Source organism: Candidatus Nitrososphaera gargensis Ga9.2 (assembly GCF_000303155.1).
Lineage (GTDB): Archaea > Thermoproteota > Nitrososphaeria > Nitrososphaerales > Nitrososphaeraceae > Nitrososphaera > Nitrososphaera gargensis.
Genome location: NC_018719.1, coordinates 2,382,207 through 2,406,868 on the forward strand (window position 1 = coordinate 2,382,207; position 24,662 = coordinate 2,406,868).

Genomic DNA, 24,662 nt, shown 5'->3' on the forward strand with positions numbered 1-24,662 from the left:
AATCTACCTGCTGTGTCGCATGTCGGTGATCCTACCGTGTAAGGATTGGAGGTTGGCTTACTTGTTTCCAGTATGGCTTTGGCATTATCACTTCTTTCTTTGCAAGTATCCTCTTCTTGAACCGCATCAGATCGGTGAGCATAATGTCCACTTCTTCTTCCAGCGTCCTAGTCGGCCTGAACCCTAGATTCCTGAGCTTCTCTGCCTTGACCTTGTAATGGTGCTCTTCCTTCTCGACCCTTGGATTATCCACCGGCTCGATTTCAACATCCATTCCTTTCTTGCCGGCTACTTGCTGGACCGTCTTTGCGAGATCGTTGATCTTGTAGACCGTGTCCAGCTGGTTGAACACCCGGTATTCGCCCTTCTCTGGTGGGTTCTCTGTCGCTATCGTGAGGCACTGTATGGAATCCGTCAGCGCCAAGTATCCTCTTGTCTGGCCGCCTTTGCCATACGGAGTAAGCTTGTGGCCGATGGCAGCTTGCGCGCAGAACCTGTTTATGGCCGTGCCAAAGCATTCGTCAAAGTCGAACCTTGTCAGCAGCTCATCCAAAATCATCTGCTTTGTCCTTGTGCCATAGACTATCCCCTGCATGACATCCGTAGATCTCAGGCCCCAGAGCCTGCACGCAAACATTATGTTGTTCGAGTCGTGCACTTTGCTCCAGTGGTACCAGCTGCCGGCCATTCTCGGGAACGGGATTGTTGCCTTTTTCCCTTTGTATTCAATTTCAAAGAATCCTTCCGGGATTTCAAGCTCGGTATCATATCCGTATTCGCCCATCGTTCCAAGCTTTAGCAGGTGGCAGTCAGGAACAACTTCTTTGATCGCGTAGAGCAGGTTGAGGTTTCCAATCACGTTGTTATGTTGCGTATATACGGCGTGCTCTCTGTCAACCATGCTGAACGGGGCGGAGGGCTGTTCCCCTAGGTGGACTATGGTGTCTGGCTTGAACCACTTGATGTAGTCCCTTGCAAAGCTATAGTCCAGCAAGTCTCCTTCTTTAAAGGCGATAGCGCCCCTGGCGTCTGGATATGCCATATTAAAGACGTGTATCCTCTCATCCATTTCGCGGATTGGAGTAGCCGATACTGATCCAACTTTTGCAACATTTCTTCTTCGAGAGTAATTGTCAATTCCTGCAACGCTGTGCCCCCTTGTTGCGAGGTGCATCGCCAAGCTCCAGCCAATGTAACCGTCGATGCCAACGATCAGGACTTTTTTTCCGTTCATCTTACTAGAAGATTCTTTAAATATTAAAAGCCATTATGCAATGGCAATATATAGAAAAATACTAGATTGGCGCTCTATTAATGGGGACAAAGTAATATAAAGTCCATATAATGGGAACAGCATAGACTAGACGCTCAGGCGCATTTTGTACCGAATTTTTACACCTTTACAGGCGCTGAACTGAAATTATCATGGATAAACCAGCCTTTGCTTTTAATCATTACGATTTTTGCTTCTAGGCGATAGGACCCATTATAAACAAAAATGCTATATGATATGGCATTGACCACCCACACTGTATCTTCAAACATGATCCCAATAAATAAGCCCTGGATAGGCGAAGAAGAAAAGCGCGAAGTGGCAAGCGTGCTTGAAGAAAACGCGCTCACGACTGCAGCCCGCGACGGCGGCAGGCGCGTGCGCGACTTTGAATCTCAGATGAAGAGCTACCTGAAGGCCAAGCACGTGGTATCTGTCAACTCGGGCACTGCCGCGCTCCATGCCGCGCTGATGGCCGCTGGCATAAAGCAGGGCGACGAAGTGCTCATCCCATCGTTTACTTTTGTAGCCACCGCCAACGCCGTTGTAGCGGCCGGCGGCAGACCCGTGTTTGTCGACGTCAAGAAGGATGACTATACCATCGACGTTTCTGACCTGAAGAAAAAAATCACGAAAAGAGCCAAAGTGGTGATCCCGGTGCACCTCTACGGCCACCCATCCGACATGGACGAGATAGGCGAGCTGGCAGACAAACACGCCCTTGATGTCGTGGAGGACGCGTGCCAGTCGCTTGGCTCGACCTACAAAAAGAAACAGACCGGCACGTTTGGAGTGATGGGCTGCTTCTCGATGTATGCAAGCAAGGTGCTGACTGCCGGTGAGGGTGGCGCGGTCGCAACAGACAGCGACGAGCTGGCAGACAGGCTCAAGATGATAAGGAACCATGGCATGGTGGAGGGCTACGACACCAGAGTCCTAGGGCTGAACCTGCGCCTGCCAGAACTGAGCGCGGCTGTTGCAAAAGTGCAGATGCAAAAGCTTGACAAGATGCTCCAGATCAGGAGGCGCAACGCAGAGCTGATGAGCAAGCTTTTGTTCCCGTCTGCCAAAAAGCACGGAATAAAGATCCCGGAGGAGACTGCCGACAAGAAATTCAACTGGTACCTCTATACAGTAGCATTTCAGAACGGCAGCCGCGACAGGATAAAGAATGCGCTCGTCAAGGACAACATCGGCGCGACCATCTATTACAACCCGCCGGCGCACAAGACGCCCTACTACATGCAGGTGGCGCCCAAGACAAGCTTGCGGGCGACTGACTGGTGCGCGGACCACGTGCTTTCCCTGCCAGTGCATCCATATGTGAGTGAGGCTGACATTGACCACATTGCCAGCAGCCTGAAGGCGGTGCTTGAGAAGAGCAATATATCATAATAGTCGTAGAATAGGATAATAACATAATTTTCGTAGCCTTTTTATATTATATGTTGACCTACTAAGGGTCGGAAATGCCGATCGATACGGGAGACACTACGTGGATGTTAATCTCCACCGGCCTTGTCATGATGATGACACCGGCGCTCGGATTTTTTGAAGCTGGTTTGATAAGGGCCAAAAATTCGCTGTCAGTAATCATGCAGACTTTTTCCGGCCTCGCAATCCTTTCAATCCTCTGGTTCGTAATTGGTTTCACTCTTGTTTTCGCCCCGTCGCAGGGCGGCTTTATCGGAGGACTTGACTGGTTGTTCTTTAACAACGTGCCCTTTAACGACAGCCTTGACTATGCGCCCACTATCCCTGGCGTGACGTTTGCATCATACCAGATGATGTTTGCAGTCATTACCCCGCTTTTGATCACCGGCGCGTTTGCAGAGCGCATGAAGTGGAGCTCATTTTTCGTGTTCATTATCGCGTGGAGCATCTTAGTCTACTACCCGCTTGCGCATTGGATCTGGGGAAGAGGTTGGCTTGCAGACATGGGCGTGTTCGACTTTGCGGGCGGCATCGTCATCCATACGAGCGCGGGCCTCGGCTCGCTTGCGGCCGCGCTGGTGCTTGGGCGCAGGAAGAATTTCGGGCCAGACATCATGGTACCCCACAACATTCCCCTCGCAGTCATTGGCGCGACTCTGCTCTGGATCGGCTGGTTCGGCTTTAACGCCGGGAGCGTTCTTGCGTCAGGCGCGCTCGCAGCCAACACGCTGCTTGTGACCCACATAGGTTCTGCCACATCGGCAATGGTCTGGATCTTGCTCTCGTGGAAGAGGTCGGGCAAGCCTTCAACAACCGCGGTCATTAACGGCGCAATTGCCGGGCTTGCAGGCGTGACCCCAGCTGCCGGCTTTATCAGCGCGCAAAACTCATTCATTCTGGGAATCGCGCTGGGCCTCGCGTCATATTATGCCATCCTGCTCCTCAAGGAGCACTGGAAGATAGACGATGCGCTTGACGTCAGCTCTGTGCACGGCGTGACAGGCATCGTCGGCTCTCTGGCAATAGGCCTTGTCGCAAGCACGCTCATAAACCCTGCCGGGCCGGACGGGCTGCTGTACGGCAACCCGATGCAGCTTGCAATCCAGGCGCTTGGCGTGGCAGTGGCAGCTGCTCTTGGATTTGGCGGGACAGTGGTCATTATGAAGGTAATAAACGCCACGATAGGGCTAAAGGTCAGGGAAGAAGAGGAGGACATCGGGCTCGACGTTACGCAGCACGCAGAGCGGGCGTACGTCAGCTAAAAAATCTTTTCTGTGATCATAGAATCTCATACACGCATGTCAGGGCAAAAATTCTGACTGATCTGTCTGATATAGATCATTTAGGATAATTGCCAAACTCTTTTATTGGCTTGTACACTTCTTTTTCCATCGTTGAGGCTCATTATCTACACTGGCAAGGGTGGCACGGGCAAGACAGTGACTTCGTGCGCGACTGCGATCAATATGGCCGAGCGGGGCTATAGGACGATTGTGATCTCGGCAGACCCGGCGCACACGCTAAGCGACGCCTTGATGATGCAAGACATCAGCGGCAGTTACGATCAGAAGCAGGTGCTCCCAAACCTTGCTGCGCTGCAGATAGACCCGGTGACCGAAATGAGCAAGCAGTACGACCCGATACTGTCGTACATGGCGTCGATATTCTCTGCAAAGGGGATCGACGAGACGCTCGCTTACGAGATTGCAATGCTGCCGGGCATGACGCAGTTGTTTTCATTGCTCAAGATAGAAGAGATCGAGCGCACAAAGTCGTTTGACGCAGTGGTGCTTGATATGCCGGCCTCCGGCGAAGCGCTACGCTACCTGTACTTCCCCAAGCTGGTCGGAAGTATTGGGCGCAAGCTGACGGGCCTTGCCGGCCTCTTTTCTGGCTTTGCAAAGGTGTTCCAGCCAGTAGCCAAGATACCCGCCCCAAGCAGGGACGTGATAAAGAGCGAGATGGATTTTCTGGATAGGCTTGACGAGCTTGCCAAGATCATAAGGGACAATGACACCGCAAGCATCAGGCTCGTCGCAAACCCTGACACATTCAGCATAGAAAACGCCAAGAGGGCGCTCATGTCTGCAAGTCTCTACGGCATCAACGTCGACATGGCGGTGGTGAACAAGATAATGGCCGGCTCGTCCGATGAATACTATGCAAAGTGGGCCAGCTATCAGCGATCAAAGGTGGAAGACGCCAAGGCCAACTTTTACCCGCTGCCCGTAAAGGAGGTGCAGCTCTACGGCACAGAGCTTCGCGGCGTCGAAATGCTGAGAAAACACGGCGAGGTGCTCTTTGGCAGTGACGACCCGGCCAAGATATTCTACAGGGGCAAGCCGTACCTCTTTGTAAACGAGGGCGCTGCCATCAACATGACAGTGCAGGTGCCGTTCACAGAGAAGGACGACTTTTCCATCGAGCGCTACGGCGACCAGCTCACAATAACCGTCAGGACGCCTGTGGGGCAGGTAGCCAACATTGTCCCGCTGCCCGTTGCAACTGCCGGGATGAAGCTTGCAAAAGCCAAGCTCATGAACCACGAGCTTAACGTGCTCTTTGAAAAGGTCACATAGGCGCTACTACCGCCTGCTCTTTCGGCGGTCATCAAGCTCCCACTTTGTCACAAGGATGATGCCAAATACAGGAAAGCTAGCGAGAAAAGCATACGGGAAAACTGCGAGAAATACGGAAGGCTCCATGCCCGGTGATTATTATTGCCGGTAATGCATCACTATTAAACGCTGCACCAATGCTGTACTGTCATGTTTGGGCGCGTTATTGTCTCGCGACTTGCAGGAGCCCAAGAAAAAAGAGTTTATATAATATATGACTTGATTAGTTTTGAGAAAGAATGCCAATAGATCCAGACTTTCCAAGGAATCATCAGGTGATAGGCAAGATCAAGCACGCAGATGGCGAGCACTTCCACTATAGGTGGGGTCCGGGAGCTGCCAAAGAAGCTGCTGAAAACGAAGAGGTCAAGGCAGCTTATGAGCACAGGGGAGAGGAGCTGGTCCCGCTTGGTGTTAGCGGCACGATGGTCGCAGTGGATTGGGACGCTTGTGTCGCTGACGGCGCGTGCATCGAAGCCTGTCCAGTGCAAGTATTCCAGTGGTACAGGACCGAGCACGATGTCCCAGCAAAGGACGCACACAACCAAGTATTTGCTGGCACTGGCAGCTCTGTCAAAGAAGAGCGCAAGGACTACACAGACAAGGCAGACCCAATAAGGGAACATGATTGCATATGGTGCATGGCATGCGTCTCTGTCTGCCCGCCACAGGCTGTCAAGGTAGACCAGTCGAATCTAGAGTTCCATGAAAAGGCTTCAGGAACGTTCAACGAAGCTTTGGCAAAGGGAAGCGCACCACCACCTCATGCGCACTAACTAACACTCTTCCTCTTCTTTTCTCTTGTTTTATATCTCTCGCATATGCTACTATTGGATAGCAGAGTTGCCTGTAGTCTCTGACTCGTACATGGGCATATTCATGCCGCCCGACATTTCATTCCGCATAAAGCAGTTCATGGCGGCAAAAGTAGATTTCCCATTCATAAGAAAGGACGAGTTGATGGCGGCATTCTACCTTTTTGGCAAGGACTATGGGGTTCCAGAATCCGAGGTCAAGGCTGCAACCGACATTGCCAAGACGACCGTCGAGCAGGTGGCAAGGGACATCCGGCTCTACGCTGCCACGCCCCAAAAGATGGATGCCAGATTCACGCGGGAGAACTATACCAAGAGATCGCTCCAAATAGTGGTCGATAGCGGCGCCCAGGCAGATTTGGATAGCCGAGTTGCCGGTGACCCGGCTATACTATCTGACTGCTTTGCGCAGCATGTCGCGTACCATAAGCAAGGGTTCTTTTTCGAGCTCTTCCATCCATTCAAGGGCGAGCAGCTGTCGGCGTCCCTCAAGAACAGACTTGAAGGGAGGATGCTCCTGCTCGGCTTTAACGTAAAAGACAGGCAGTCGCTGCCGTTCAAAAGCTCGCTAGAGCCCTTTTTCAAGTGGATGCTAAAAGTTTGAAGAATGATCGATGACTCTTACCATGTGCTTGACATCAAACACCATCACTTCTTTTGGCAGGTTGATTGCAAGCACCCGCTCTTCCGGCGGGTTGTAGCGCAGAACGTGCACCAGCGCCCCTGACTTGCCAAACTTTCTGCCCGTCCGCTTTTCGATCACTATCTCTGGGTTGAACAGCGCGTCGAACGCGAAAAAGTAGGTCCCGCCCCACACATTTACAGAGTATTCCACCCTGTAGTAGGGAACAGACATCCTTGGAAACATCAGCGCGCTTGCTGCATGCAGATTTTCGCCCTCATCGTACATCCTGCCTCCGTGGAAGCTGTCGACAAACGGCACTTTTGCATAGACGGTGGAATTGGCAGACTTTCTCGTGCATATCGTTTCATAACGCTTGAATTCGGAATCCGGCATGGTGGCCGGCCCGTACCTTGCGTCGTCATGGAGCGTTATCTTGCGGTTGACAAGAAACTTTTCCTTCGACTCTAGCAGGCGCCGGATGTTTTCAACAAACTGGTGCTCGTTGCATTCGTACAGCGGCATATACTTACTAACCACCAACACCCTTGACTACCTGGGAGATCGTCATCTTTGAACCACAGATGGTAATGATCGGGTCCTTTGGGTAGGCGTCGCCGATCTCTTCAGAGACGCTTATCGTCTCGTCGCCCTTGACGTACAGCATCTTGTTCCAGAACTTGCCGTCAGCAACAATCGTGACGGTGTCATCAAGCAGGAACCCGATTTCAGAAAGGCTGGCCTGCACCCTCTCCAGTGGCACAAGTACAGAAATCGACTTTAGTTTCTGTTCGCCTTTCATATGTCATCGTTTTATTCACGTTTCAGGTATAAAAATCGGTCGCAACGCTAACTGAAGCATGTTTCCGTTTGCAGAAAGGAGATGACGTTATCGTCGTTGCGTTCTACTATCCATTTATCATTGGTATTATAACAACCTACAAACATTTCTTCCGGTATACCCTCAGGGACTTATAATATCCGCAGTTATATGTAAGGATAGTATTCTGTGCCGATTCTGTTAAGCATGACTTCAAGATAATCCTGCCTATAGTCCACTACCAGCCTGCCGCTTCTATCGGTATGGGCATCTGCATCAGGATATTTTGCAAGAAAAGCCTTGACCTCTGGCAGGTCTTCTGTGTTGTTGGTCAACACCTAGTCAGGAAGTTCCTCGTACGAAGGATGCGGTTTTCGCGGGCATTGACCGCTATAACCATCCCTACTACAAGGACAGCTATTGCCAGACCAAGGAATGCCAGCCAGACCTTTGATACATTATGTAACATAGACCGACCAGCATTATTATCATATTGTTTTACAACGCTTGAAAAATTTGGAATTTTTGTACAAGTAAAAAGCAAAAGGACCCGCTCCTTCTGTCTTAACATTCATTAGCAATTCTTGGCAATATTTGCTGTGGGGTACAACAAATAATGAGCCCGCATGGCACAGTTTCGCTCAAGGTACTGGAATCGTATACCAGAGACGTGGGCAGGGGGATCGCCAGAATCGACTATGACACCATGGACTCGCTTGGCGTCAGGACAGGTGACATCATTGAGATCAAGGGCAAACGCAGGACGGTGGCAAAGATCCTTCCGCTTTACCCATCGGACGAGCAAAAAGGCATCATCAGGATTGATGGCCTTGTCAGGAACAACGCAGGCACTGCGATAGGCGACAATGTAACCGTGAAAAAGGCAAAGACAATCCAAGCTGAAAGAGTTACTGCGGCCCCTCTCGAGCCGATCCCGCCGATCGACGAGAGGTATCTTACCGACGCGCTCGAAGGCACTTCTGTCGTAAAGGGCGACAATGTCATGATTCCCTACTTTGGAGGAAGGCTGACGTTTGAAATTGGCAGCATAACTCCTGCTATTGGTCCAGAAAATGCTGCTATTGTTACGCAAAAAACCAAATTCTCGATAGTAGAGAGAACCCAAGCAGCCAGAGGCCTTCCCCAGGTAACATACGAAGACATTGGCGGCCTAAAGGAAGAGATTCAAAAAGTCAGAGAAATGATAGAGCTTCCGCTGCGCCATCCAGAGATATTTGAAAAACTGGGAATTGAAGCTCCAAAAGGCGTACTGCTGTACGGTCCCCCAGGCACTGGCAAGACATTATTGGCAAAAGCAGTAGCTAACGAGAGCAATGCTCACTTTATCAGCATATCTGGACCAGAAATAATGAGCAAGTTTTACGGAGAATCGGAAGCTAGGCTCAGAGAGATATTCAAAGAAGCGCGTGATAGGGCTCCAACTATAATGTTTATCGATGAGATCGACTCTATTGCTCCCAAGAGGGAAGAAGTAACAGGAGAAGTTGAAAGAAGGGTAGTTTCACAGCTTCTGTCATTGATGGATGGTTTGGAAGCAAGGGGCAAAGTCGTCGTCATCGCCGCCACAAACAGACCTAACGCGGTTGATCCTGCACTAAGGAGGCCGGGCAGGTTCGACAGAGAGATCGAGATCAAGGTACCTGATAAATTCGGGCGCCTTGAAATATTGCAAATCCACACGAGGAACATGCCTCTAGAATCTGATGTCAACCTGCCAAAGATATCATCAGTCACCCACGGTTTTGTGGGGGCCGATCTGGAGTACCTTTGCAAAGAGGCCGCAATGAAGTGCCTGAGAAGGGTGCTGCCAGACCTTGATCTGGAGCGGGAAAAGATTCCCCCAGAAGACCTTGAAAAGCTGATCATAACTCAGGGCGACTTTGAAGGCGCGATAAAGGACGTGATGCCGTCTGCGATGAGAGAGGTCTTCTTGGAGTCCCCCGATGTGAGCTGGAGCGACATTGGCGGCCTTGAACAGGTCAAGCGCGAGCTGCAGGAAGCGGTGGAATGGCCCATGAAGTACCCGGAGCTTTATGCAAAGATAGGACACACGGTTCCAAAAGGGATTCTTATCCACGGGCCGTCAGGAACAGGCAAGACGCTACTCGCAAAAGCTGTTGCCACAGAGTCAGAGGCCAACTTTATCAGCATCAAAGGGCCGGAACTCTTGTCAAAATGGGTCGGAGAGTCAGAGCGCGGCATCAGAGAGGTGTTCAAGAGGGCAAGGCAGGCTTCCCCATGTGTGATATTCTTTGACGAAATAGATGCCATAGCTCCCATACGTGGAGGTATGATGGGAGAAGGAGGAAGCACCAGCGGAATATCGGACAAGGTCGTATCGCAAATCCTGACTGAAATGGACGGTATATCTTCCCTTCACGGCGTGGTCGTCCTGGCGGCTACAAACAGGCCGGATATGGTTGACCCGGCGCTCCTGCGCCCCGGCAGGTTTGACAGAATAGTGTTCGTGCCAAACCCGGACAGGGAGACAAGAAGGAAGATACTCCAGATCCATTCAGAAGGCAAGCCCTTGGCCGAAAACGTCGACCTTGACAGGATTGCTGACATCACCGATGGGTTCAGTGGCGCCGACATTGCCGCGGTGGCCAACGCTGCTGTGTCGCTTGTGCTGCACGAGTACCTTGCAAAGTACCCGACGCCAGAAGAAGCTGGAAAGCACGCGTCAGAAGCTGACGTGACTATGCGCCACTTTGAGGAGGCAGTGAAGAAGATAAGGACACAGAAGGAAATGAAGCCGGAAGAAAAGACCTCGCTGTCACTCTACACGTAGGAAATACAGAAACTATTCCGATGTATCTGCCTTTTTGCGGATAGTAACTGATCCGCGGAGCAGCAACTGACGGCGCACGACATACCATGCTGCAAATGCGATGCCAAGCGTCCACAGGAAGGAGAAATAGGGATCCCCTTTATTGTTGCTGTTTCTTTCGTATCGTGGCTGGCGTCAAGTTTCAACACTGAATGTTTTATCGTAGACTATGAACCAGACTACCAGCCGCCACCCGACGCCCGCTCGGGCGGTTGCGACACGGTCTTTACCAAGGCTCTCAGGACACTGACAGGAAACATGTACAGAGAGCCGTTCTACGATGCAATTTATGATCCCATGGCAGTACTGAGTCAATCCCATTGAGCGCTACCTACTACCCCCGTCAACGAAGAAGCTATGCCTATGCATAGGCGCAATCCGACCTTGGCATGTTCTTGTAGTGCGAGAGTACCTCGTCTATCGCTGAAACTATTGCCTTGAACCTTTTCAGCTCTGCCATATTGTGGTTGAGTTCATAATTCTGGCGAAACTCTACCTTGTTGGTTTCACCATTTGAAGTGATTTGCAGCTCTGTCTTGTCTTCTGGAGCGATTAACCTGCACGGGATGATGGCTAAAGGCGGACACTCTTCGGTTAGGTCATTCAGAGAAAAGAAATCGTTCTCTTCAATTGCCTTTCAGATAAACTCCAGCTCTTGCTGCGAAAGGGCAAGGGTTGCATGCTGGGTCGGCATTATCGAATAGCAGTTCTTGACGGTGAACAGTCCGACAGCGGTATCGTCCACCGTAAGTGTATAGTCAAGCCCAATACCATAAGAGTACGTAATCTTGAAGTTGTCAGGCACTACTTGGCCGTTGTTGTCGTCATCGCCATCTGATAATATCTGCACACCGTTGGATATGCCATTATCGCTGATGGCTACAATGTTATTTCCAAAGGTGGCAAATAATATCATGAACGCAATCCCGGCTGCAAGACCGGCTATGACGAGTGTAATAATACTACTGCCAGCCATAGGCGTTGACGATAATGTGTTGTATGTGCCTCTCCTTGTAATGAGTTTTTATCCAAACGCATATGTTGCCGAGCAGATATCGCCTCGGATTCACAACTTTAGTAGCTCTTTAGTCTTCTCGGAGCCATACCTGTCCGAGTTGGCCAGGGCGTCCATGCCTATGCGAGAACCTGCTTTGACCTTTTGCAGCTGGGCATCAATAACATAGTCAAGGTCTTCTTTGACCATCGGAACTGGGAGAGGATGCCGATAGAATTAAGCTATATGGTGCATTTTACCGGTCATGTTTTGTTGCATGCAATTACATTCTTGCATAGCCCAAAAGTGCCGTAGAATATTCAAACGCTGTACAACATGGCGAAAACCCAAGAATAATAGAATCAGGTTTGCTCTGGAGTTTCTCCCTTTCCCTTCTCCTCAGTCCGAGATTGCACCCTCTCCTCCATGGCAGGTGTACTGCCTTTTGGTGTCGCTTCCTTTGTGGTAATGGTAGCATGAGTCTTTCTGCTATGACGTTCAAGCTCGTCTCTGGTATCAAAAGGTATATCGCATATGGGGCAGCTGATCGTCTCTGTTGTATCTACCACGGGTACGCTTGGTACTCTATAGTATTTAGAAGTACAATTGTCGCGAAGAGGCTTTTTTCCTCTGCTATCTTGTTGTCAGTTCCCCGCCTGCGACAGCGTGGTCGCTCACCTTGTGTGCATTCAGTTGGCTATCAGAGCTGAAACTCATCCCGCATAGGTCACACCTGAAGCCATTTTCCTGCTGCCTTTCTGGCATGGAGACTGTGGGACAATATTGGATTTATGGCTGCCCCCATCTTATGACAGTCATGGCTCGTCGTTTAGAATGATACGTTGAAATTTCATGCTGCTATATCTATGTTGTATAATAATGGCAAGAGGCAGGTTCGCTTCTAAGAAGGTAATAGATTTTGCCGAGAAGGATTTTGTCACTCTGGACGAGAACACGCTGATTGCGGAAGCTGCAAAGGCAATGTATGAAAGAGATGTTTGCAGCATCATAGTCACCCGCAATGACCGCGCGTCAAATACCCGGCGCGCCGTGGGGATCATTACTGCGAGGGACATGCTCCACCGCGTAATTGCCCTGAACAAGAGCCCATTCAAGACAGTCCTAAGCAGGATAATGAGCACGCCGCTTGTGACAATCGACAGGGACTCATCCATAGAGGACGCGATCTCGCTCATGAGGAGCAAAAAGATTACGCGGCTCCCGGTGATAAACGAGGCTGGCGACTTGCTGGCGGTAGCGTCGCTGAAGTCGCTTGTTAGGATTGCGCCAAGCCAGAAAGAAGCCCAAGACGCAATTGGTGTCTGATTTTGAAATCATTAACTCCTATTTAGGGCAGTTATTGTTATCAGCCATGCCAGAATACGCCTGCGATGAGTGCAGATCTGCTTTCGCTACTATGGAAGCGCTCGCCGCACACTACAAGCGCGATCACCCCGAGGTGGCGAAAAAGTATCTGAAGGACACTTCATGCTGAGTCGTTATTTATGGTGGCGTTCTATCGACGTTGCAGCTAATGATGTCAGAAGCGTCTATCACTTTTCCCTTGTAGTGACCGCCTACGCCATCTTCGATCCTGAATTTTCCTCTGCCCTTATGAGCTATTCTGGCCCTGACCTCCTGCCCGTTGACGTCTACTTCACATCAAGAGGAATGGTCATCTATCATTGATTATCTGGATGCACTTTATAGTACTTAATACTGCCAAGGCGCCATCGGTCGGCAGCATTATTGCCAAGATAATTAATTAACGTATAATAGTAGGAACTCGAACAAAAGTGGCAGCGCGGATGTGGCAGAGTGGTCTTCTCCTTTGCAAAGGAGGACACAATAATGCGTCGGCCTTGAGAGCCGATTCGCCCTCGGGCGATCAGGAGTTCGAATCTCCTCATCCGCGCCTTTTTACATTTTTTACATTCTTCTTGCTGACTCGCGGTGTTGCTTGTACTTTACCCGCTGGCTATGCTCCGACTTGATCCTCCTATCGAGCCGAGCAATGAGCTCTTTCGATGCGCTCAGTGGGTCATAGCCCACAGCCTTGGCGTCTATCACACCCCTTGACGTGATAAGCCGCGTCCGAAGCGAGTACTTGCGGGTCTTGTGCTTGTCCGCATAGACCACCACTGATCGCACGTCGCCCAGCTTACCCTGGATCTTTTTCAAAAAGCGGGCCAGCTGCTCCTGTATCTCTGTGCGATCCTGCCCGTCTTCAAGGTGCGCCATGTGTATCATAGGCTCGCTGGTCTTCTTTGGCAGCACGAGCTCAAGTGCATCCTTGGGCGTGACTATGCCCATCGGCCTGCCGTCGCCAGCTACAACCACTTCCTCATTGCGCTTGAAGTGGTCTGCAAGGGAGTTGAGCTTGGTGCCCGGCTCTACTGAGACGGTCCTCCTCATGATGTCCCTTACCTTGACATCCTTTATTGCCGCGGTTCCGCCAGATATCGCCGCAGACTTGCTCGTGCGCTCCCTCGGGGTGGCGATTATCCTAGCCACGTCGATTATGCTGAGCATCCCGCGCAGCACTCCCTTTGTGTTTATCACGGGCAACCGAGAGATGTTGTACCTCCTCATTTTCGAGACTGCGTCGGCAAGCGAGGTTTCTTCTTCAATGACTATGGCGCCGGACATGACCTCGTCGACGATGGCGTGCCCAAAGTCTGCAGTAGACACAAGGTCGGTCTCGCTCACGATGCCAACAAGCCTGCCATTTTCCACGACAGGCAGGGCGCGGTTCCCGCTCCCTATGACAAGTTGCGCCGCCTTTTCAACGTCCTGATTAGGGCCAACCATCGACGTGTTGACAATATAGCTCTTCACCTTCGAAGAAGGCTGCGCGCTAGAGTTGAGAAGCTGCTTTGCAAATATCATGCCAAGGTACTTGCCGTCATCATCAACCACTGGTATCTGGTTTATCGACTTGTCGGCCATCATGTTGAGCGCCCTTGCGACCGTGTCTTCAGAACTGAGCTTAAAAACATCTGTCACCATTATTTCTGATACTTTCATGCCCTAATAGGAAGATCTCGACCTTACTATTTTAACCGTTCACTTTTTGCTGCTGGCAGCAATAGGTTAAGTTATAATGCGTCTTTTGCTTCAGGCTATCCATGGAAAAGGAGCGGCGGCTCGTCGTGGTGGCAGTGGCCGCTGTAGTCATTGCAGCAGTGACGACTGCCTTTTTTGCGCCGTCGCAGACCACGCTTCCGATACCAGAGCCTAGGCGGAACAGCGGCGGCAACAGCACCAGCTCGGGCGTGCAGGTGCTTGCAGAGAACCTAGAGGTGCCCTGGGCGCTGGACGTTGCCGAGGACGGCAGGATCTTTTTCACCGAAAGGGCAGGCAGGATAAGGGTGATCGAGAACGGCACGCTGCTTGAAGACCCTGTGGCGTTTATCAATGTGGAACAGAACGAAGAATCCGGGCTCTTAGGGCTGGCGCTCCACCCCAACTTTACAGAGAACCACCTGCTCTACATCTACCACACGTATTCCAACGGCTCAAGCATCTTGAACAAGGTGCTGATGCTCACTGAAAGGGACAACCAGATCATCGAGTCCAAGGTCATAATCGACGGCATCCCGGCGGCAGACAGGAACGACGGCGGCAGGATCAAGTTCGGCCCTGACGGCAAACTATACATCGCGACAGGCGATGCGCGGCAGCCCGAGCTTGCGCAGGACGGCAGGTCGCTTGCCGGCAAGATCCTGCGGCTGAACCCGGATGGCACAATACCGGAGGACAACCCGTTTGAAGGCTCGCCCGTGTACTCGTACGGCCACCGCAACATACAGGGTCTGGCATGGCATCCGGAGACAGGCGAGCTGTACGCAAGCGAGCACGGGGATCAGGGCAATGATGAGATAAACATTATCAGGCCGGGCGCCAACTACGGCTGGCCCATCGAGGACTGCAATGCCGAGCGCTTCGAAGAGCCGGTCGTGTGCTTTACCCCTGCGATAGCGCCGGGCGGGATCGTGATTCCAAGCTCTGACAGGCTGGGCTACCAGAGCGACATTGTGCTGGCGGCGCTGAAGGCGCAGCAGCTCCGATTAGTAGAGCTCCCGTTGGATTCTGAAAGGAATATCCTTACAGGCTACGGCAGGATCCGCGATGTGGTTGAAGCGCCGGACGGCACGCTGTACGTCGCCACGAGCAACAGGGACGGCAGGGCTATACCGGAACAGGGCGATGACAAGATTTTAAGGATCACCAACCCACAGTAGCGTGGCTGTAATGGACAATAATAAAAAAAAGTTCTATGAAATGGACAGGGACGAGCGCCTCGAATATGTGAGAAAAGCCACAGGAATATCTGACATTGAGACGATGCTTAGGCCGCTTGCCTTCGAGGACGCAGACAGGATGGTAGAGAACGCGATCGGGGTAATGTCCGTGCCCATGGGCATTGCAACAAATTTCGTCATAAACGGCAGGGAGTACATGATCCCGATGGCCATAGAGGAGCCGTCGGTGATCGCGGCCGCCAGCAAGGCTGCCAGGATTGCGAAAATAAATGGAGGGTTCACCGCCGAGGCTGACGAGTCGCTCATGATAGGGCAAGTGCAGGTTGTCGGCGCTGGCAGAGCTGCGATGCAGAAGAAAATATTGAAGAGCAAAAAGCAGCTGCTGGCTATTGCCAATTCAAAGAGCAGGTCGGTTATTGCTATCGACCTTAAGGTGCGACAGGTGCGCGACACCAGCCCAAACAAGATGGGCAGCATGCTGCTTGTAGAGCTTATAGTCGACACCAAGGACGCAATGGGCGCAAACGCGATAAACACAATGTGCGAAGCGATAGCGCCAACAGTCGCTGAAATTGCTGGCGGCGAAGTCGTGTTAAAGATTTTGTCAAATTATGCTACGAAAAGGATGGCCAGGTGCAAAGCAGTCTTTGATAAAGAAGAGCTTGGCGGAAGCGAGATCGTAAGGCGGATATTGTACGCTTACGCGCTTGCACATTCTGATGTTTACCGTGCAGTCACGCACAACAAGGGTATTATGAATGGGATCGACGCGGTCGCGCTTGCAACAGGGCAGGATTTCAGAGCGATTGAAGCCGGGGCCCACGCCTATGCTGCAAGGGACGGCACCTACCGCTCATTAACAAGGTGGCGCAGGACAAGGGAAGGCAACCTTGCCGGCGAGATCGAGCTGCCGTTGGCAGTGGGCATAGTTGGCGGCGTGGTCAACGCCCACCCGACTGCAAAACTTGCGCTCCAGATTCTTGGAGCAAAGAGCGCCAAAGAGCTGGCTATGGCGATGGCTGCAGCCGGCCTCGCGCAGAACCTGGCTGCAATCAGGGCGCTATCGGCAGAGGGGATTCAGGCAGGCCACATGAGGCTGCACAGCAGGAAATTTAGCAAGTAGATATATATCATGCAAAACGCCTTGCTGATAGCTACTATCAATGCCTACAGTGAAATTTGCAGTCCCAAAGGGAAGCATTGAAGAAGTCACGTTCAAGCTGCTGGAGCAGGCGTGGCAGCACGTGAGCGGCCGGGGGCGTACATATCGGGTCAAGTTGGGGGACCCCGAGATCGACGTCAAGATATTGAGGCCACAAGAGATTCCTACCTACGTTCAGGAAGGCTTTTACGACGTAGGCATCACTGGCAGGGACTGGATACTTGAGGCAAAGGCTGATGTTGAGGTTTTGCTCGACCTCGAGATCGGGCGCGTCAAGCAGGTGATCGCTGTCCCATCAAGTTTCCCTTACAAGAGTCTGGATGAGATGATTGCAGATTTTGCCAAGACGGGCAGGACGTTGAGGGTGTCCTCCGAATACCTTACAACGACCTCGATGCACCTTAAGTCAAACGCCGCGTACAAAAAGGCGTACGGCAATGCTGATCCCATGATAATAACTCCTTGGCTGAGGGTGGGTGAGAACAAGAAGGTCGAGATATTCCTCTCGTTTGGCGCGACAGAGGCCAAACCGCCAGAGGACGTCGACGCTATCTTTGACATTACAGAGACAGGCACCACCCTTGCCCAGAACAACCTGAAGATAATCGACACAGTTGCAGAATCGACCGCAGTGCTTGTGGCAAACAAGAAATCCCTCAAGGATCAGACCAAGAGGGAAAAAATAGCCGACATGATAGCGCTTTTAAGAGGCGTAGTCGACGGACGGAAAAAACTGCACATTTTTGTCAATGTCAAGAAGGAGAACCTTCCAAAACTGCTGAAGGAATTGCCGGCCCTCAAGAGGCCGACTGTCAGCCCGCTTTCGGAAGACGGCTGGTTCGGCGTCAACACGGTAATCGACAAGAACGAGTTTATCAGGATAGTGCCCAAGATGAGAAAGCTGGCGCAGGGGCTGGTGGTGCTGGAGCCAAAGCAGATACTGCCTCTTGATGAGATAAACTTGGACGGATATTCCTGAGATGAAGATAATCAATGTCGCCGAGCCAGCTATTGGGGCCGCGCGGCTGCGCAAGGCAACCGCAATCCCGGACTCGCTTTTTGCAGACGCGATGGCGATAATGAAAAGTGTGGCAGAGCACGGCGACTCGGCTGTTCTTGACTATACCGCGAAATTTGATGGTGTAAGGCTTGACTCGCTCAAGGTGGGCGAGCATGAGATAAAGCATGCATACAGGCAGGTCACAAAAGAGCAGGTCAGGGCAGTCAGGCTCATGAAAGAGCGATTGGCAAAGAGCGAGCTGGCGGTGCTTAAGCAGCTGAAGGGAATCGCGGTGTCGGCAGAAGGCGTAAGGATAAATCGCATGGTAAAGCCAGTCGCAAGCGTCGGGTGCTACATACCCGGCGGAAAGGCACGCTACCCAAGCACGGTTGTCATGTGCGCGGTGCCTGCCAAGGCAGCCGGCGTAAAGAGGATCGTCGCGGTGTCGCCCCCAATGAAGGATGGCACCATCGACCCACTGACGCTGGTCGCAGCAGACATTTGTGGAGTTGATGAATTCTACAAGGCGGGTGGCGCGCAGGGGATAGCCGCGCTTGCCTACGGCACGCAGTCGATAAAACCGGTGAGCAAGATAGTAGGCCCCGGCGGCATGTTTGTGACGGCTGCAAAACTAATCGCTTCTGGCAATGTTTCAACAGACATGGTGGCCGGCCCGACAGAGCTGCTGATATACGCCGACACGACAGCAGACCCGCGGCTTGTGGCAGTCGACCTAATCTCGCAGTCAGAACACAGCACCGACACGATCTGCGGCTTGGTGACAACGTCTGAAAAGCTGGCGTCACAGGTGCATGCTCAAGTACAATCGCTGGTCGAAAAGATCACCCGGTCAGACATTGTAAAGTCCAGCTTGGAGAATAATGGGTTTATCGCCGTCTGCAAGAACGAAAGCGAGTGCATCGAGTTTGTGAACGAGTTTGCGCCAGAGCACCTAGAGATAATGTGCAAGAACGCCGATGCGGTTGCAAAAAAGATAGATTCTGCAGGGCTCGTGCTGATAGGGCAGTACGCGCCGTCGTCTGCAAGCGACTACTCGCTTGGCTCCAACCATGTGCTCCCGACCCTCGGGTTTGGCAAGTCGCGCGCATCGCTGTCAGTGCTCGACTTTATAAAAATTGTAAACAAGGTCAAGGTTAGCAAGGCTGGGCTTGCAAAGGTAGACAGGTCGGTCAAGGAAATGGCGGTCGCAGAGGGGCTCCTGAACCACTACGAGGCGGTGAGGGCGAGGACAGAGGATGATGAAGAAGAATAATAGTAGCAGTCGGTTTGACGACAGCATAAGGAGGATCGCCAAGCTTGGCCACTACACCAAGCCAGAAAAGGTGCAGGGCGCGATCAAGCTGGACTCGAATGAAAATTTCGCGCTGGACAGAGATTTTGTGGCGGGCATTGCGGCCGAAGCGGCACGGCAGGTAGACTTGAGGGAATACCCGCTTGACCAGCTGGACGAGCTTTATTCACAGCTTGCGAAATATGCCGGCGTCAGCGTAAAATGCGTGGCGGCTGGCAGCGGGTCGGACCAGATAATCGAGCTTTTGCTGTCGACGCTTGGCAGCAGGCGGGCGACGGTGTTTTCACCCACGTTTTCGTATTTCATCAACAGGTGTGAGCTCCACGGCATCAAGGTTGACAAGGTGCCGCTTGATCAAGACTTTACTCTTGACAAAAAGGAGTTTGTAAGGAGCGCAAGAAAATCCGATCTTATCTATATCTGCTCGCCAAACAACCCGACAGGCAACCAGATAGGCAGGCAAGAGGCAATAGACATCATTGACTCGCTTGAGGACAAGCTGGTGCTTGTCGACGAGGCATATGTCGATTTCGCCGACTACTCGTTGTCAACCTATGCGACAAAACGCGACAACATAATCGTGCTGCGCACGCTTTCAAAGGCGTTCGGGCTGGCAGGCGCAAGGGTTGGCTATATGGTGGCAAATGAAAAGTTTGTGCGCACGTTCAGGTCGACCATCCAGTCTCCCTACCCGATAAGCACACTATCACTTGCCATCGCGTCAAGCGTGCTTGCACGCGCAGACCACATCAGGCAGACGGTAAACGCGGTAAGGAACGAGCGCGGCAGGGTACTTGCCAAGCTTGCCAAGGTGGATAGCATCAAGGTATTTCCATCAGACGCCAACTTTCTCTTTATCGAAGCAGGCAAGAACTACCAGCGGATTTCAAAGGTGCTCAAAAGCAGCGGCGTTGTTGTCAAGGAGCTTGGCAGCATAGCCGGCCACAGAGGCTGCATGAGGGTGACGATAGGCACACGGGAAATGAACGACAAGTTCCTCCAGTGCATAGAAGAAGGGTCGCTGCAATAATATGTTGTCGTTTGATTGTGTGCTCTTTGACATAGACGGCGTGCTTGTAGACATACGCAAGTCCTACAACGCGGCCATCAAAAAGACCGTAGAATACATGCTAAAATCGATAACAGACAGAAGATCCTTCCGCGGTCTTGTCACCGACCAGATCATACTAAAGTTCAGGCAGAGTGGCGGCTTTAACAATGACACCGACACGACCTATGCGATAACGCTTGCGATGCTTGCCAGCCAGCCAAAGAGCGTTGCAGAAGGCAGGAAGTTCCTGATGAAGGTGGCAGGCAACGCCGACGAGGGCGGATACGTGTCGGTGGAAAAGTTCCTTGCAAACTATGATATAGAGAAATGGAAAAAGCTGTTGAACTACCCGGCGCCTGTCAAGGACAGCATGCTTGCAAGGGTGTTTGATGAGCTCTTTTATGGGCCGGAGCTGTTCAGAAAGCAGAACAGCTTGGAGCCCAAGTACTGGGCCGGCGGTAAGCCATTTATCAAAAACGACAGGATCGATGTGAGCATAAAGACGATGAAAAAGCTGCATGAAATGTTCAGAGGCAACCTTGCAATAGTGTCAGGCAGGAGCCGACTTGCGGCAGAATATTCGCTCAGGCCGGTGATGAAATATTTCAACCTTGACGCTTGCGTTTTTTTGGAGGATGAGAAGCGCGAGTACGCCAAGCCAAACCCCTATGCGATCAAGCGCGCGATGAAAGTCATGAATGCAAAAACTGCCATCTATGCGGGCGACTCTGCCGAGGACCTGCTAATGGCAAGACGCGCTGAGAAAGAAGCAGGTGTGAAAATAGCGTTTGTCGGCATCTATGGCAACAGCCCCAACCCCGCCAGAACGGTAGCGCAGTTCAGGCAGGAAGGCGTTGAGGCGGTTGCAAAGAGCGTGAGCCAGCTGATCCGTATCATAAATGCGATAGGGAAAGCATAGCGGCGGCATATAGTCTGCTATCGGAATCACATACGGCTATTGCAATCACACTGGGGCGTATTACTCTACCTTGATTTCCCTACCCTTTGGCTTGGCCTTTTTGTTGAAAGTTATTTCCAGTATTCCGTTGGTAAAGGTAGACTTGGCTGTTTCAATATCTGTTTCCGGCGGAAGCTCTACCACCTTGTAGTACCTCCTCTTGGCGTTTTCTACAGTGGAGACCTCTACAGTGCTATCGTAAGCGCTTATCTTGATATCCTGCTTTGACACGCCGGGCATATCGATTGTCACTTTTACCTCCTTGTCAGACGTTATCACATCGGCAAGCGGCTCTAGCTCGGAACTTAGCATCGGAGTCGCGGCCGCACCAAGTGACGGCCTGACGTTGCCAAACTCTCTTATCTTGGGCTTGCCGTCGGGCCCAATGGTGGCAGTGTAGCCATAGACCAGCGGCCCCACTTCCCTTACCTTGCCGCTGGGCGTTTCATACTCCCTTACGAGCTCTTTTGGCACGCGCCCGATGTCCTGAATTGTCTCTTCGAACATCCTTTCTATGTCCCTCCGCATGTCTTCAAACTCTCTGAACATGCTTCCTGTTGTTGACGCGCCCCAAGGGCTCCACCTCCTAGAGCCCATGAACCTCCTGAACCAGTCGTCTATGTCGCGGTCTCTCATGGTCATCTAACTATGACCTCCTTCTTCATGATCGAATGGACACAATATCGGAATTAAGCATTACACCAAAAAAATCTGCTAGACTCTTAAGAGTTTAAATAAAGTAAAAGGAGTTTAACACACACCTTGGCTGCCGCAAGGAAGGCGAGAATTGAGAGGGTCACAAAAGAGACCGCAGTCACCGTGCAGGTCAACATCGACGGCACTGGCAAGACAAGCGTCAGGACTGGCCTCTCGTTCATTGATCACCTCATCACTTCGATAGGCAAGCACGCCATGATAGACATCATGCTCAACGGCAAGTCAAACGACGGCATAGTGCACCACCTTGCAGAGGATGTCGCCATTGCGCTGGCGCAGACGATAGACAAGGCGCTTGGCGACAGGGCAAAAATTATGAGGTTTGGCTATGCGCTCATTCCAATGGACGAAGCGCTTGCATACGTATCAATTGACCTAGTAAAGCGCCAGTACCACAAGGTAGAATTGAAACTTACGCGCGACAGCATCGAAGGCATGCCCAGAGAAGACCTTGAGCACTTTGTAAGGTCACTTGTCCAGAACCTGAACGCATGCACACACATGATCGTGCAATATGGCGACAACGACCACCACAAGGTCGAAGCCGCGCTCAAGGCGTTTGCAGTAGCGCTCCGGATGGCGACTGGCATCGACAGCAGGAGGAAGGGCGTGCCAAGCACAAAGGGGGCAATGTAGTTTTTGGCCAAGATAGCGATATTCGACTACGGCGCAGGCAACCTCTTCAGCCTGAAATCGGCCCTTGAGCGCAACGGGGCAGAAAGCGTCAAGATAATCTACGACCTCAAGGATTTGGAAAAATTCGACGGTCTGGTGCTGCCTGGCGTGGGCAACTTTGACCCGGCGATAAAGTCAATAGAGGGCAGTGCAGAGCACCTAGATAAGGCGATCGAAGAAGGCAAACCGGTGATGGGCATCTGCCTTGGAATGGAGATGCTCTTTGAGAGGAGCGAAGAAGGCAAACTCGAAGGGTTGAAGATACTGGACGGCGACGTCATGATGCTTCCAAAGGGCAAGGTCAAGATCCCTCACATGGGCTGGAACAACCTGCAGATAATAAAGGGCGACAGCAAATTTCTAAAGGGCGTCAGGGACAACTCGTGGGTGTATTTCGTGCACTCGTATAGGGCCGTGCCAAAGAACCGCAGTCTGGTTGTGGCCACCTCCGACTACGGGGTGAGCGTCCCGGCGGTCGTTGAAAAGGGCAACCTGATAGGCGTGCAGTTCCACCCAGAAAAGTCAGGCGACGTCGGCGCGCTAATGCTCAGGAATTTTATTGAAATGTGCGACGACAAAAAAGAGGCAAAATGAAGGTCATAGCCGCTGTCGACATCATGGGAGGGAGCGTGGTCAGGCTCGTCAAGGGAGACCCTGCAAACAAGACGGTCTACAGTAGCGACCCTGTTGAAACCGCCAAAAAATGGGAGGCGGAGGGGGCCGACATGCTGCACATCGTCGACCTTGACGCGGCGTTTGCCAGCGGCAGTAGCAACTTCGAGCTTGTAGCAAGCATTGCTACTGCAGTCAAGATCCCGGTACAGGTAGCCGGCGGCATCAGGACTATTGAAAAAGCAGAAGAGATGCTGGCCAAGGCGTCAAGGGTGGTGATCGGCACAATGGCGTACAGCGAGCCGGAGACTGTGAAAAGGCTGGCCAAAAAGAACCCCGGCAGGGTTGTCGTGTCAATAGACCAGATCGACGGCAAGGTGATGGTAAAAGGGTGGAAGGAGTCAACAGGGATCACAGTCGCAGACGCGATATCCCGGTTTTCAGAGATGAGCATAGACGAATTCCTGCTTACAAGCATCGAGCGCGACGGCACGCTGGAGGGCCCCGATGTCAGGATTCTGGCTGAGGCCGCCAAGTCTGCAAGGATAATCGCAAGCGGAGGGATCGCAAGCCTTGAGGACATCGTGAAGGTCAGGAGCGCCGGCTGCAGTTCCGTGATACTTGGCAAGGCGATGTACGACGGCAGGGTGAGCATTGAGAAGGTGAAGGCGCTGGCATGACGCTCGCAAAGAGGATAATCCCGTGCCTTGACGTGGACAACGGCAGGGTGGTCAAGGGCGTGCACTTTACAGAGGTCAAGGACGCCGGCGACCCTGTAGAGCTTGCCAAGAAATACAGCGAGCAGGGGGCCGACGAGCTGGTGTTCCTTGACATCACGGCGTCGCAGCAGGGCAGGGACACGATGAAAGGCGTGGTCAGAAATGTGGCAAGCGTGATAGATATTCCCTTCACGGTAGGTGGCGGCATCAAAAAACTCGAAGATGCACGGGACATCCTACTTTCAGGCGCCGACAAGGTTTCGATAAATACTGCCGCGGTAAAGAACCCGGAGCTGATAACGCAGCTGATGTCTATCTTTGGCAAGCAGTGCATCGTGGTGGCGATCGACGCCAAGAGAAACTATAGTGTCGAGAAAGGCAAGACGATATTCAAGGAAAGAGGCAACAAAAAGTTCTGGTTTGAAGTGAGGATCTATGGCGGCAAGGAAGGAACGGGCCTTGATGCGATAGAGTGGGCGAAAGAGGTCGAAAGGCGCGGGGCCGGCGAGATATTGCTCACCAGCATTGACGCCGACGGCACGGAGAACGGCTATGACATTGCGCTGACAAAGGCGATCTGCAAATCAGTCAGGGTGCCGGTGATTGCATCCGGCGGCTGCGGGAGCGCGCGCCACATGCTCGATGTATTCGACAAGGCAGATGTCGACGCCGCGCTTGCTGCCTCAATATTCCACTACAAAAAGTCGACCGTTGACAAGGTAAAGAAATACTTGAAGAGAAGCGGTGTCAGGATCAGGATATAG

28 protein-coding genes and 1 tRNA gene are annotated in these 24,662 nt (G+C 52.1%); 19 read left to right on the plus strand and 10 right to left on the minus strand.

Annotated elements, in window-relative coordinates:
• Positions 1 to 31: 31 nt before the first annotated feature.
• Positions 32 to 1,234, minus strand: coding sequence for a UDP-sulfoquinovose synthase (agl3, locus tag NGAR_RS14320; protein WP_015020499.1), 1,203 nt, complete (start codon positions 1,232 to 1,234; stop codon positions 32 to 34).
• 276 nt (positions 1,235 to 1,510) lie between these two features.
• Here agl3 and NGAR_RS14325 point away from each other — a divergent pair, with 276 nt between their 5' ends.
• From NGAR_RS14325 to NGAR_RS14345, 5 genes are all read left to right on the plus strand, one after another.
• Entirely contained in the window at positions 1,511 to 2,668 is a 1,158-nt protein-coding gene (locus NGAR_RS14325) for a DegT/DnrJ/EryC1/StrS family aminotransferase (protein ID WP_015020500.1), read from the plus strand.
• Between the two features lie 74 nt (positions 2,669 to 2,742).
• The gene (locus NGAR_RS14330; RefSeq protein ID WP_015020501.1) at positions 2,743 to 3,969 is read left to right on the plus strand and encodes an ammonium transporter; all 1,227 of its coding nucleotides are present in this window, start codon (positions 2,743 to 2,745) and stop codon (positions 3,967 to 3,969) included.
• Positions 3,970 to 4,101: 132 nt separating this feature from the next.
• Positions 4,102 to 5,286, plus strand: a complete 1,185-nt coding sequence (locus NGAR_RS14335; RefSeq protein WP_187147534.1) for an ArsA family ATPase — start codon at positions 4,102 to 4,104, stop codon at positions 5,284 to 5,286.
• 278 nt (positions 5,287 to 5,564) lie between these two features.
• Positions 5,565 to 6,101, plus strand: coding sequence for a 4Fe-4S dicluster domain-containing protein (locus tag NGAR_RS19140; protein WP_015020503.1), 537 nt, complete (start codon positions 5,565 to 5,567; stop codon positions 6,099 to 6,101).
• A gap of 67 nt (positions 6,102 to 6,168) precedes the next feature.
• Positions 6,169 to 6,744: a hypothetical protein gene (locus tag NGAR_RS14345; protein WP_148681532.1), complete on the plus strand. Its 576-nt coding sequence runs from the start codon at positions 6,169 to 6,171 to the stop codon at positions 6,742 to 6,744.
• Here NGAR_RS14345 and NGAR_RS14350 read toward each other — a convergent pair.
• The 3 genes from NGAR_RS14350 to NGAR_RS17890 form a co-directional block, all read right to left on the minus strand.
• The gene (locus NGAR_RS14350) at positions 6,733 to 7,287 is read right to left on the minus strand and encodes a hypothetical protein (RefSeq protein ID WP_015020505.1); all 555 of its coding nucleotides are present in this window, start codon (positions 7,285 to 7,287) and stop codon (positions 6,733 to 6,735) included. The two genes, NGAR_RS14345 and NGAR_RS14350, sit on opposite strands and share 12 nt — an antisense overlap.
• A 7-nt stretch (positions 7,288 to 7,294) precedes the next feature.
• Positions 7,295 to 7,564 carry a hypothetical protein gene (locus tag NGAR_RS14355; RefSeq protein WP_015020506.1) on the minus strand — a complete coding sequence of 90 codons (270 nt, stop codon included), beginning with the start codon at positions 7,562 to 7,564 and terminating at the stop codon, positions 7,295 to 7,297.
• A 185-nt stretch (positions 7,565 to 7,749) separates the two neighbouring features.
• Complete coding sequence (locus NGAR_RS17890) at positions 7,750 to 7,920, minus strand: hypothetical protein (RefSeq protein WP_015020507.1); 171 nt, start codon at positions 7,918 to 7,920, stop codon at positions 7,750 to 7,752.
• Positions 7,921 to 8,198: 278 nt separating this feature from the next.
• On the opposite strand from NGAR_RS17890, the gene NGAR_RS14360 reads away from it, so the two are divergent.
• Entirely contained in the window at positions 8,199 to 10,394 is a 2,196-nt protein-coding gene (locus tag NGAR_RS14360; protein ID WP_015020508.1) for a CDC48 family AAA ATPase, read from the plus strand.
• A 676-nt stretch (positions 10,395 to 11,070) separates the two neighbouring features.
• Here the strand turns inward: NGAR_RS14360 and NGAR_RS14365 are convergent.
• The 4 genes from NGAR_RS14365 to NGAR_RS14375 form a co-directional block, all read right to left on the minus strand.
• Positions 11,071 to 11,409 carry a hypothetical protein gene (locus tag NGAR_RS14365; protein WP_148681533.1) on the minus strand — a complete coding sequence of 113 codons (339 nt, stop codon included), beginning with the start codon at positions 11,407 to 11,409 and terminating at the stop codon, positions 11,071 to 11,073.
• Positions 11,410 to 11,499: 90 nt separating this feature from the next.
• A complete protein-coding gene (locus tag NGAR_RS17895) occupies positions 11,500 to 11,637 on the minus strand; it encodes a hypothetical protein (RefSeq protein ID WP_187147535.1) in 138 nt (45 codons plus the stop codon).
• A gap of 152 nt (positions 11,638 to 11,789) precedes the next feature.
• Positions 11,790 to 11,996: a C2H2-type zinc finger protein gene (locus NGAR_RS14370; RefSeq protein WP_015020510.1), complete on the minus strand. Its 207-nt coding sequence runs from the start codon at positions 11,994 to 11,996 to the stop codon at positions 11,790 to 11,792.
• A gap of 64 nt (positions 11,997 to 12,060) precedes the next feature.
• Positions 12,061 to 12,192 carry a hypothetical protein gene (locus NGAR_RS14375; RefSeq protein ID WP_148681534.1) on the minus strand — a complete coding sequence of 44 codons (132 nt, stop codon included), beginning with the start codon at positions 12,190 to 12,192 and terminating at the stop codon, positions 12,061 to 12,063.
• Positions 12,193 to 12,306: 114 nt separating this feature from the next.
• Here NGAR_RS14375 and NGAR_RS14380 point away from each other — a divergent pair, with 114 nt between their 5' ends.
• From NGAR_RS14380 to NGAR_RS14390, 3 genes are all read left to right on the plus strand, one after another.
• Positions 12,307 to 12,753, plus strand: coding sequence for a CBS domain-containing protein (locus NGAR_RS14380; protein ID WP_015020511.1), 447 nt, complete (start codon positions 12,307 to 12,309; stop codon positions 12,751 to 12,753).
• 162 nt (positions 12,754 to 12,915) lie between these two features.
• Positions 12,916 to 13,116 (plus strand): hypothetical protein, encoded by a 201-nt coding sequence (locus tag NGAR_RS14385; RefSeq protein WP_148681536.1) that lies wholly within the window; start codon positions 12,916 to 12,918, stop codon positions 13,114 to 13,116.
• A gap of 115 nt (positions 13,117 to 13,231) precedes the next feature.
• Positions 13,232 to 13,342, plus strand: a tRNA-Ser gene (locus NGAR_RS14390).
• A 14-nt stretch (positions 13,343 to 13,356) separates the two neighbouring features.
• On the opposite strand, the gene NGAR_RS14395 is transcribed toward NGAR_RS14390, so the two are convergent.
• Positions 13,357 to 14,454, minus strand: coding sequence for a CBS domain-containing protein (locus NGAR_RS14395; protein ID WP_148681537.1), 1,098 nt, complete (start codon positions 14,452 to 14,454; stop codon positions 13,357 to 13,359).
• A gap of 101 nt (positions 14,455 to 14,555) precedes the next feature.
• Here NGAR_RS14395 and NGAR_RS14400 point away from each other — a divergent pair, with 101 nt between their 5' ends.
• From NGAR_RS14400 to NGAR_RS14425, 6 genes are read left to right on the plus strand one after another with little or no spacing between them, the layout of a single operon-like run.
• Positions 14,556 to 15,671 carry a PQQ-dependent sugar dehydrogenase gene (locus NGAR_RS14400; protein ID WP_015020513.1) on the plus strand — a complete coding sequence of 372 codons (1,116 nt, stop codon included), beginning with the start codon at positions 14,556 to 14,558 and terminating at the stop codon, positions 15,669 to 15,671.
• 10 nt (positions 15,672 to 15,681) lie between these two features.
• Positions 15,682 to 16,815 (plus strand): hydroxymethylglutaryl-CoA reductase, degradative, encoded by a 1,134-nt coding sequence (locus NGAR_RS14405; protein WP_015020514.1) that lies wholly within the window; start codon positions 15,682 to 15,684, stop codon positions 16,813 to 16,815.
• Positions 16,816 to 16,855: 40 nt separating this feature from the next.
• Positions 16,856 to 17,833, plus strand: a complete 978-nt coding sequence (gene hisG / locus NGAR_RS14410) for an ATP phosphoribosyltransferase (RefSeq protein WP_015020515.1) — start codon at positions 16,856 to 16,858, stop codon at positions 17,831 to 17,833.
• A gap of 1 nt (position 17,834) precedes the next feature.
• Positions 17,835 to 19,127: a histidinol dehydrogenase gene (gene hisD, locus NGAR_RS14415; protein WP_015020516.1), complete on the plus strand. Its 1,293-nt coding sequence runs from the start codon at positions 17,835 to 17,837 to the stop codon at positions 19,125 to 19,127.
• Positions 19,111 to 20,196, plus strand: coding sequence for a histidinol-phosphate transaminase (hisC, locus tag NGAR_RS14420; protein ID WP_148681538.1), 1,086 nt, complete (start codon positions 19,111 to 19,113; stop codon positions 20,194 to 20,196). The genes hisD and hisC overlap by 17 nt, the downstream gene beginning before the upstream one ends.
• A 1-nt stretch (position 20,197) precedes the next feature.
• On the plus strand, positions 20,198 to 21,136 hold the full coding sequence (locus tag NGAR_RS14425) for an HAD family hydrolase (RefSeq protein WP_148681539.1): 939 nt from the start codon (positions 20,198 to 20,200) through the stop codon (positions 21,134 to 21,136).
• A gap of 60 nt (positions 21,137 to 21,196) precedes the next feature.
• On the opposite strand, the gene hsp20 is transcribed toward NGAR_RS14425, so the two are convergent.
• The gene (gene hsp20 / locus NGAR_RS14430) at positions 21,197 to 21,817 is read right to left on the minus strand and encodes an archaeal heat shock protein Hsp20 (RefSeq protein ID WP_228369202.1); all 621 of its coding nucleotides are present in this window, start codon (positions 21,815 to 21,817) and stop codon (positions 21,197 to 21,199) included.
• 120 nt (positions 21,818 to 21,937) lie between these two features.
• Between hsp20 and NGAR_RS14435 the strand changes: the two genes are divergently transcribed.
• The 4 genes from NGAR_RS14435 to hisF are packed head-to-tail and all read left to right on the plus strand — an operon-like array spanning position 21,938 to position 24,662.
• Positions 21,938 to 22,528 carry an imidazoleglycerol-phosphate dehydratase gene (locus tag NGAR_RS14435; RefSeq protein WP_015020520.1) on the plus strand — a complete coding sequence of 197 codons (591 nt, stop codon included), beginning with the start codon at positions 21,938 to 21,940 and terminating at the stop codon, positions 22,526 to 22,528.
• A gap of 3 nt (positions 22,529 to 22,531) precedes the next feature.
• Positions 22,532 to 23,161 carry an imidazole glycerol phosphate synthase subunit HisH gene (gene hisH, locus NGAR_RS14440; RefSeq protein ID WP_015020521.1) on the plus strand — a complete coding sequence of 210 codons (630 nt, stop codon included), beginning with the start codon at positions 22,532 to 22,534 and terminating at the stop codon, positions 23,159 to 23,161.
• Entirely contained in the window at positions 23,158 to 23,859 is a 702-nt protein-coding gene (hisA, locus tag NGAR_RS14445; RefSeq protein WP_015020522.1) for a 1-(5-phosphoribosyl)-5-[(5-phosphoribosylamino)methylideneamino]imidazole-4-carboxamide isomerase, read from the plus strand. Before hisH ends, hisA begins: the two co-directional genes overlap by 4 nt.
• Entirely contained in the window at positions 23,856 to 24,662 is an 807-nt protein-coding gene (hisF, locus tag NGAR_RS14450) for an imidazole glycerol phosphate synthase subunit HisF (protein WP_015020523.1), read from the plus strand. The genes hisA and hisF overlap by 4 nt, the downstream gene beginning before the upstream one ends.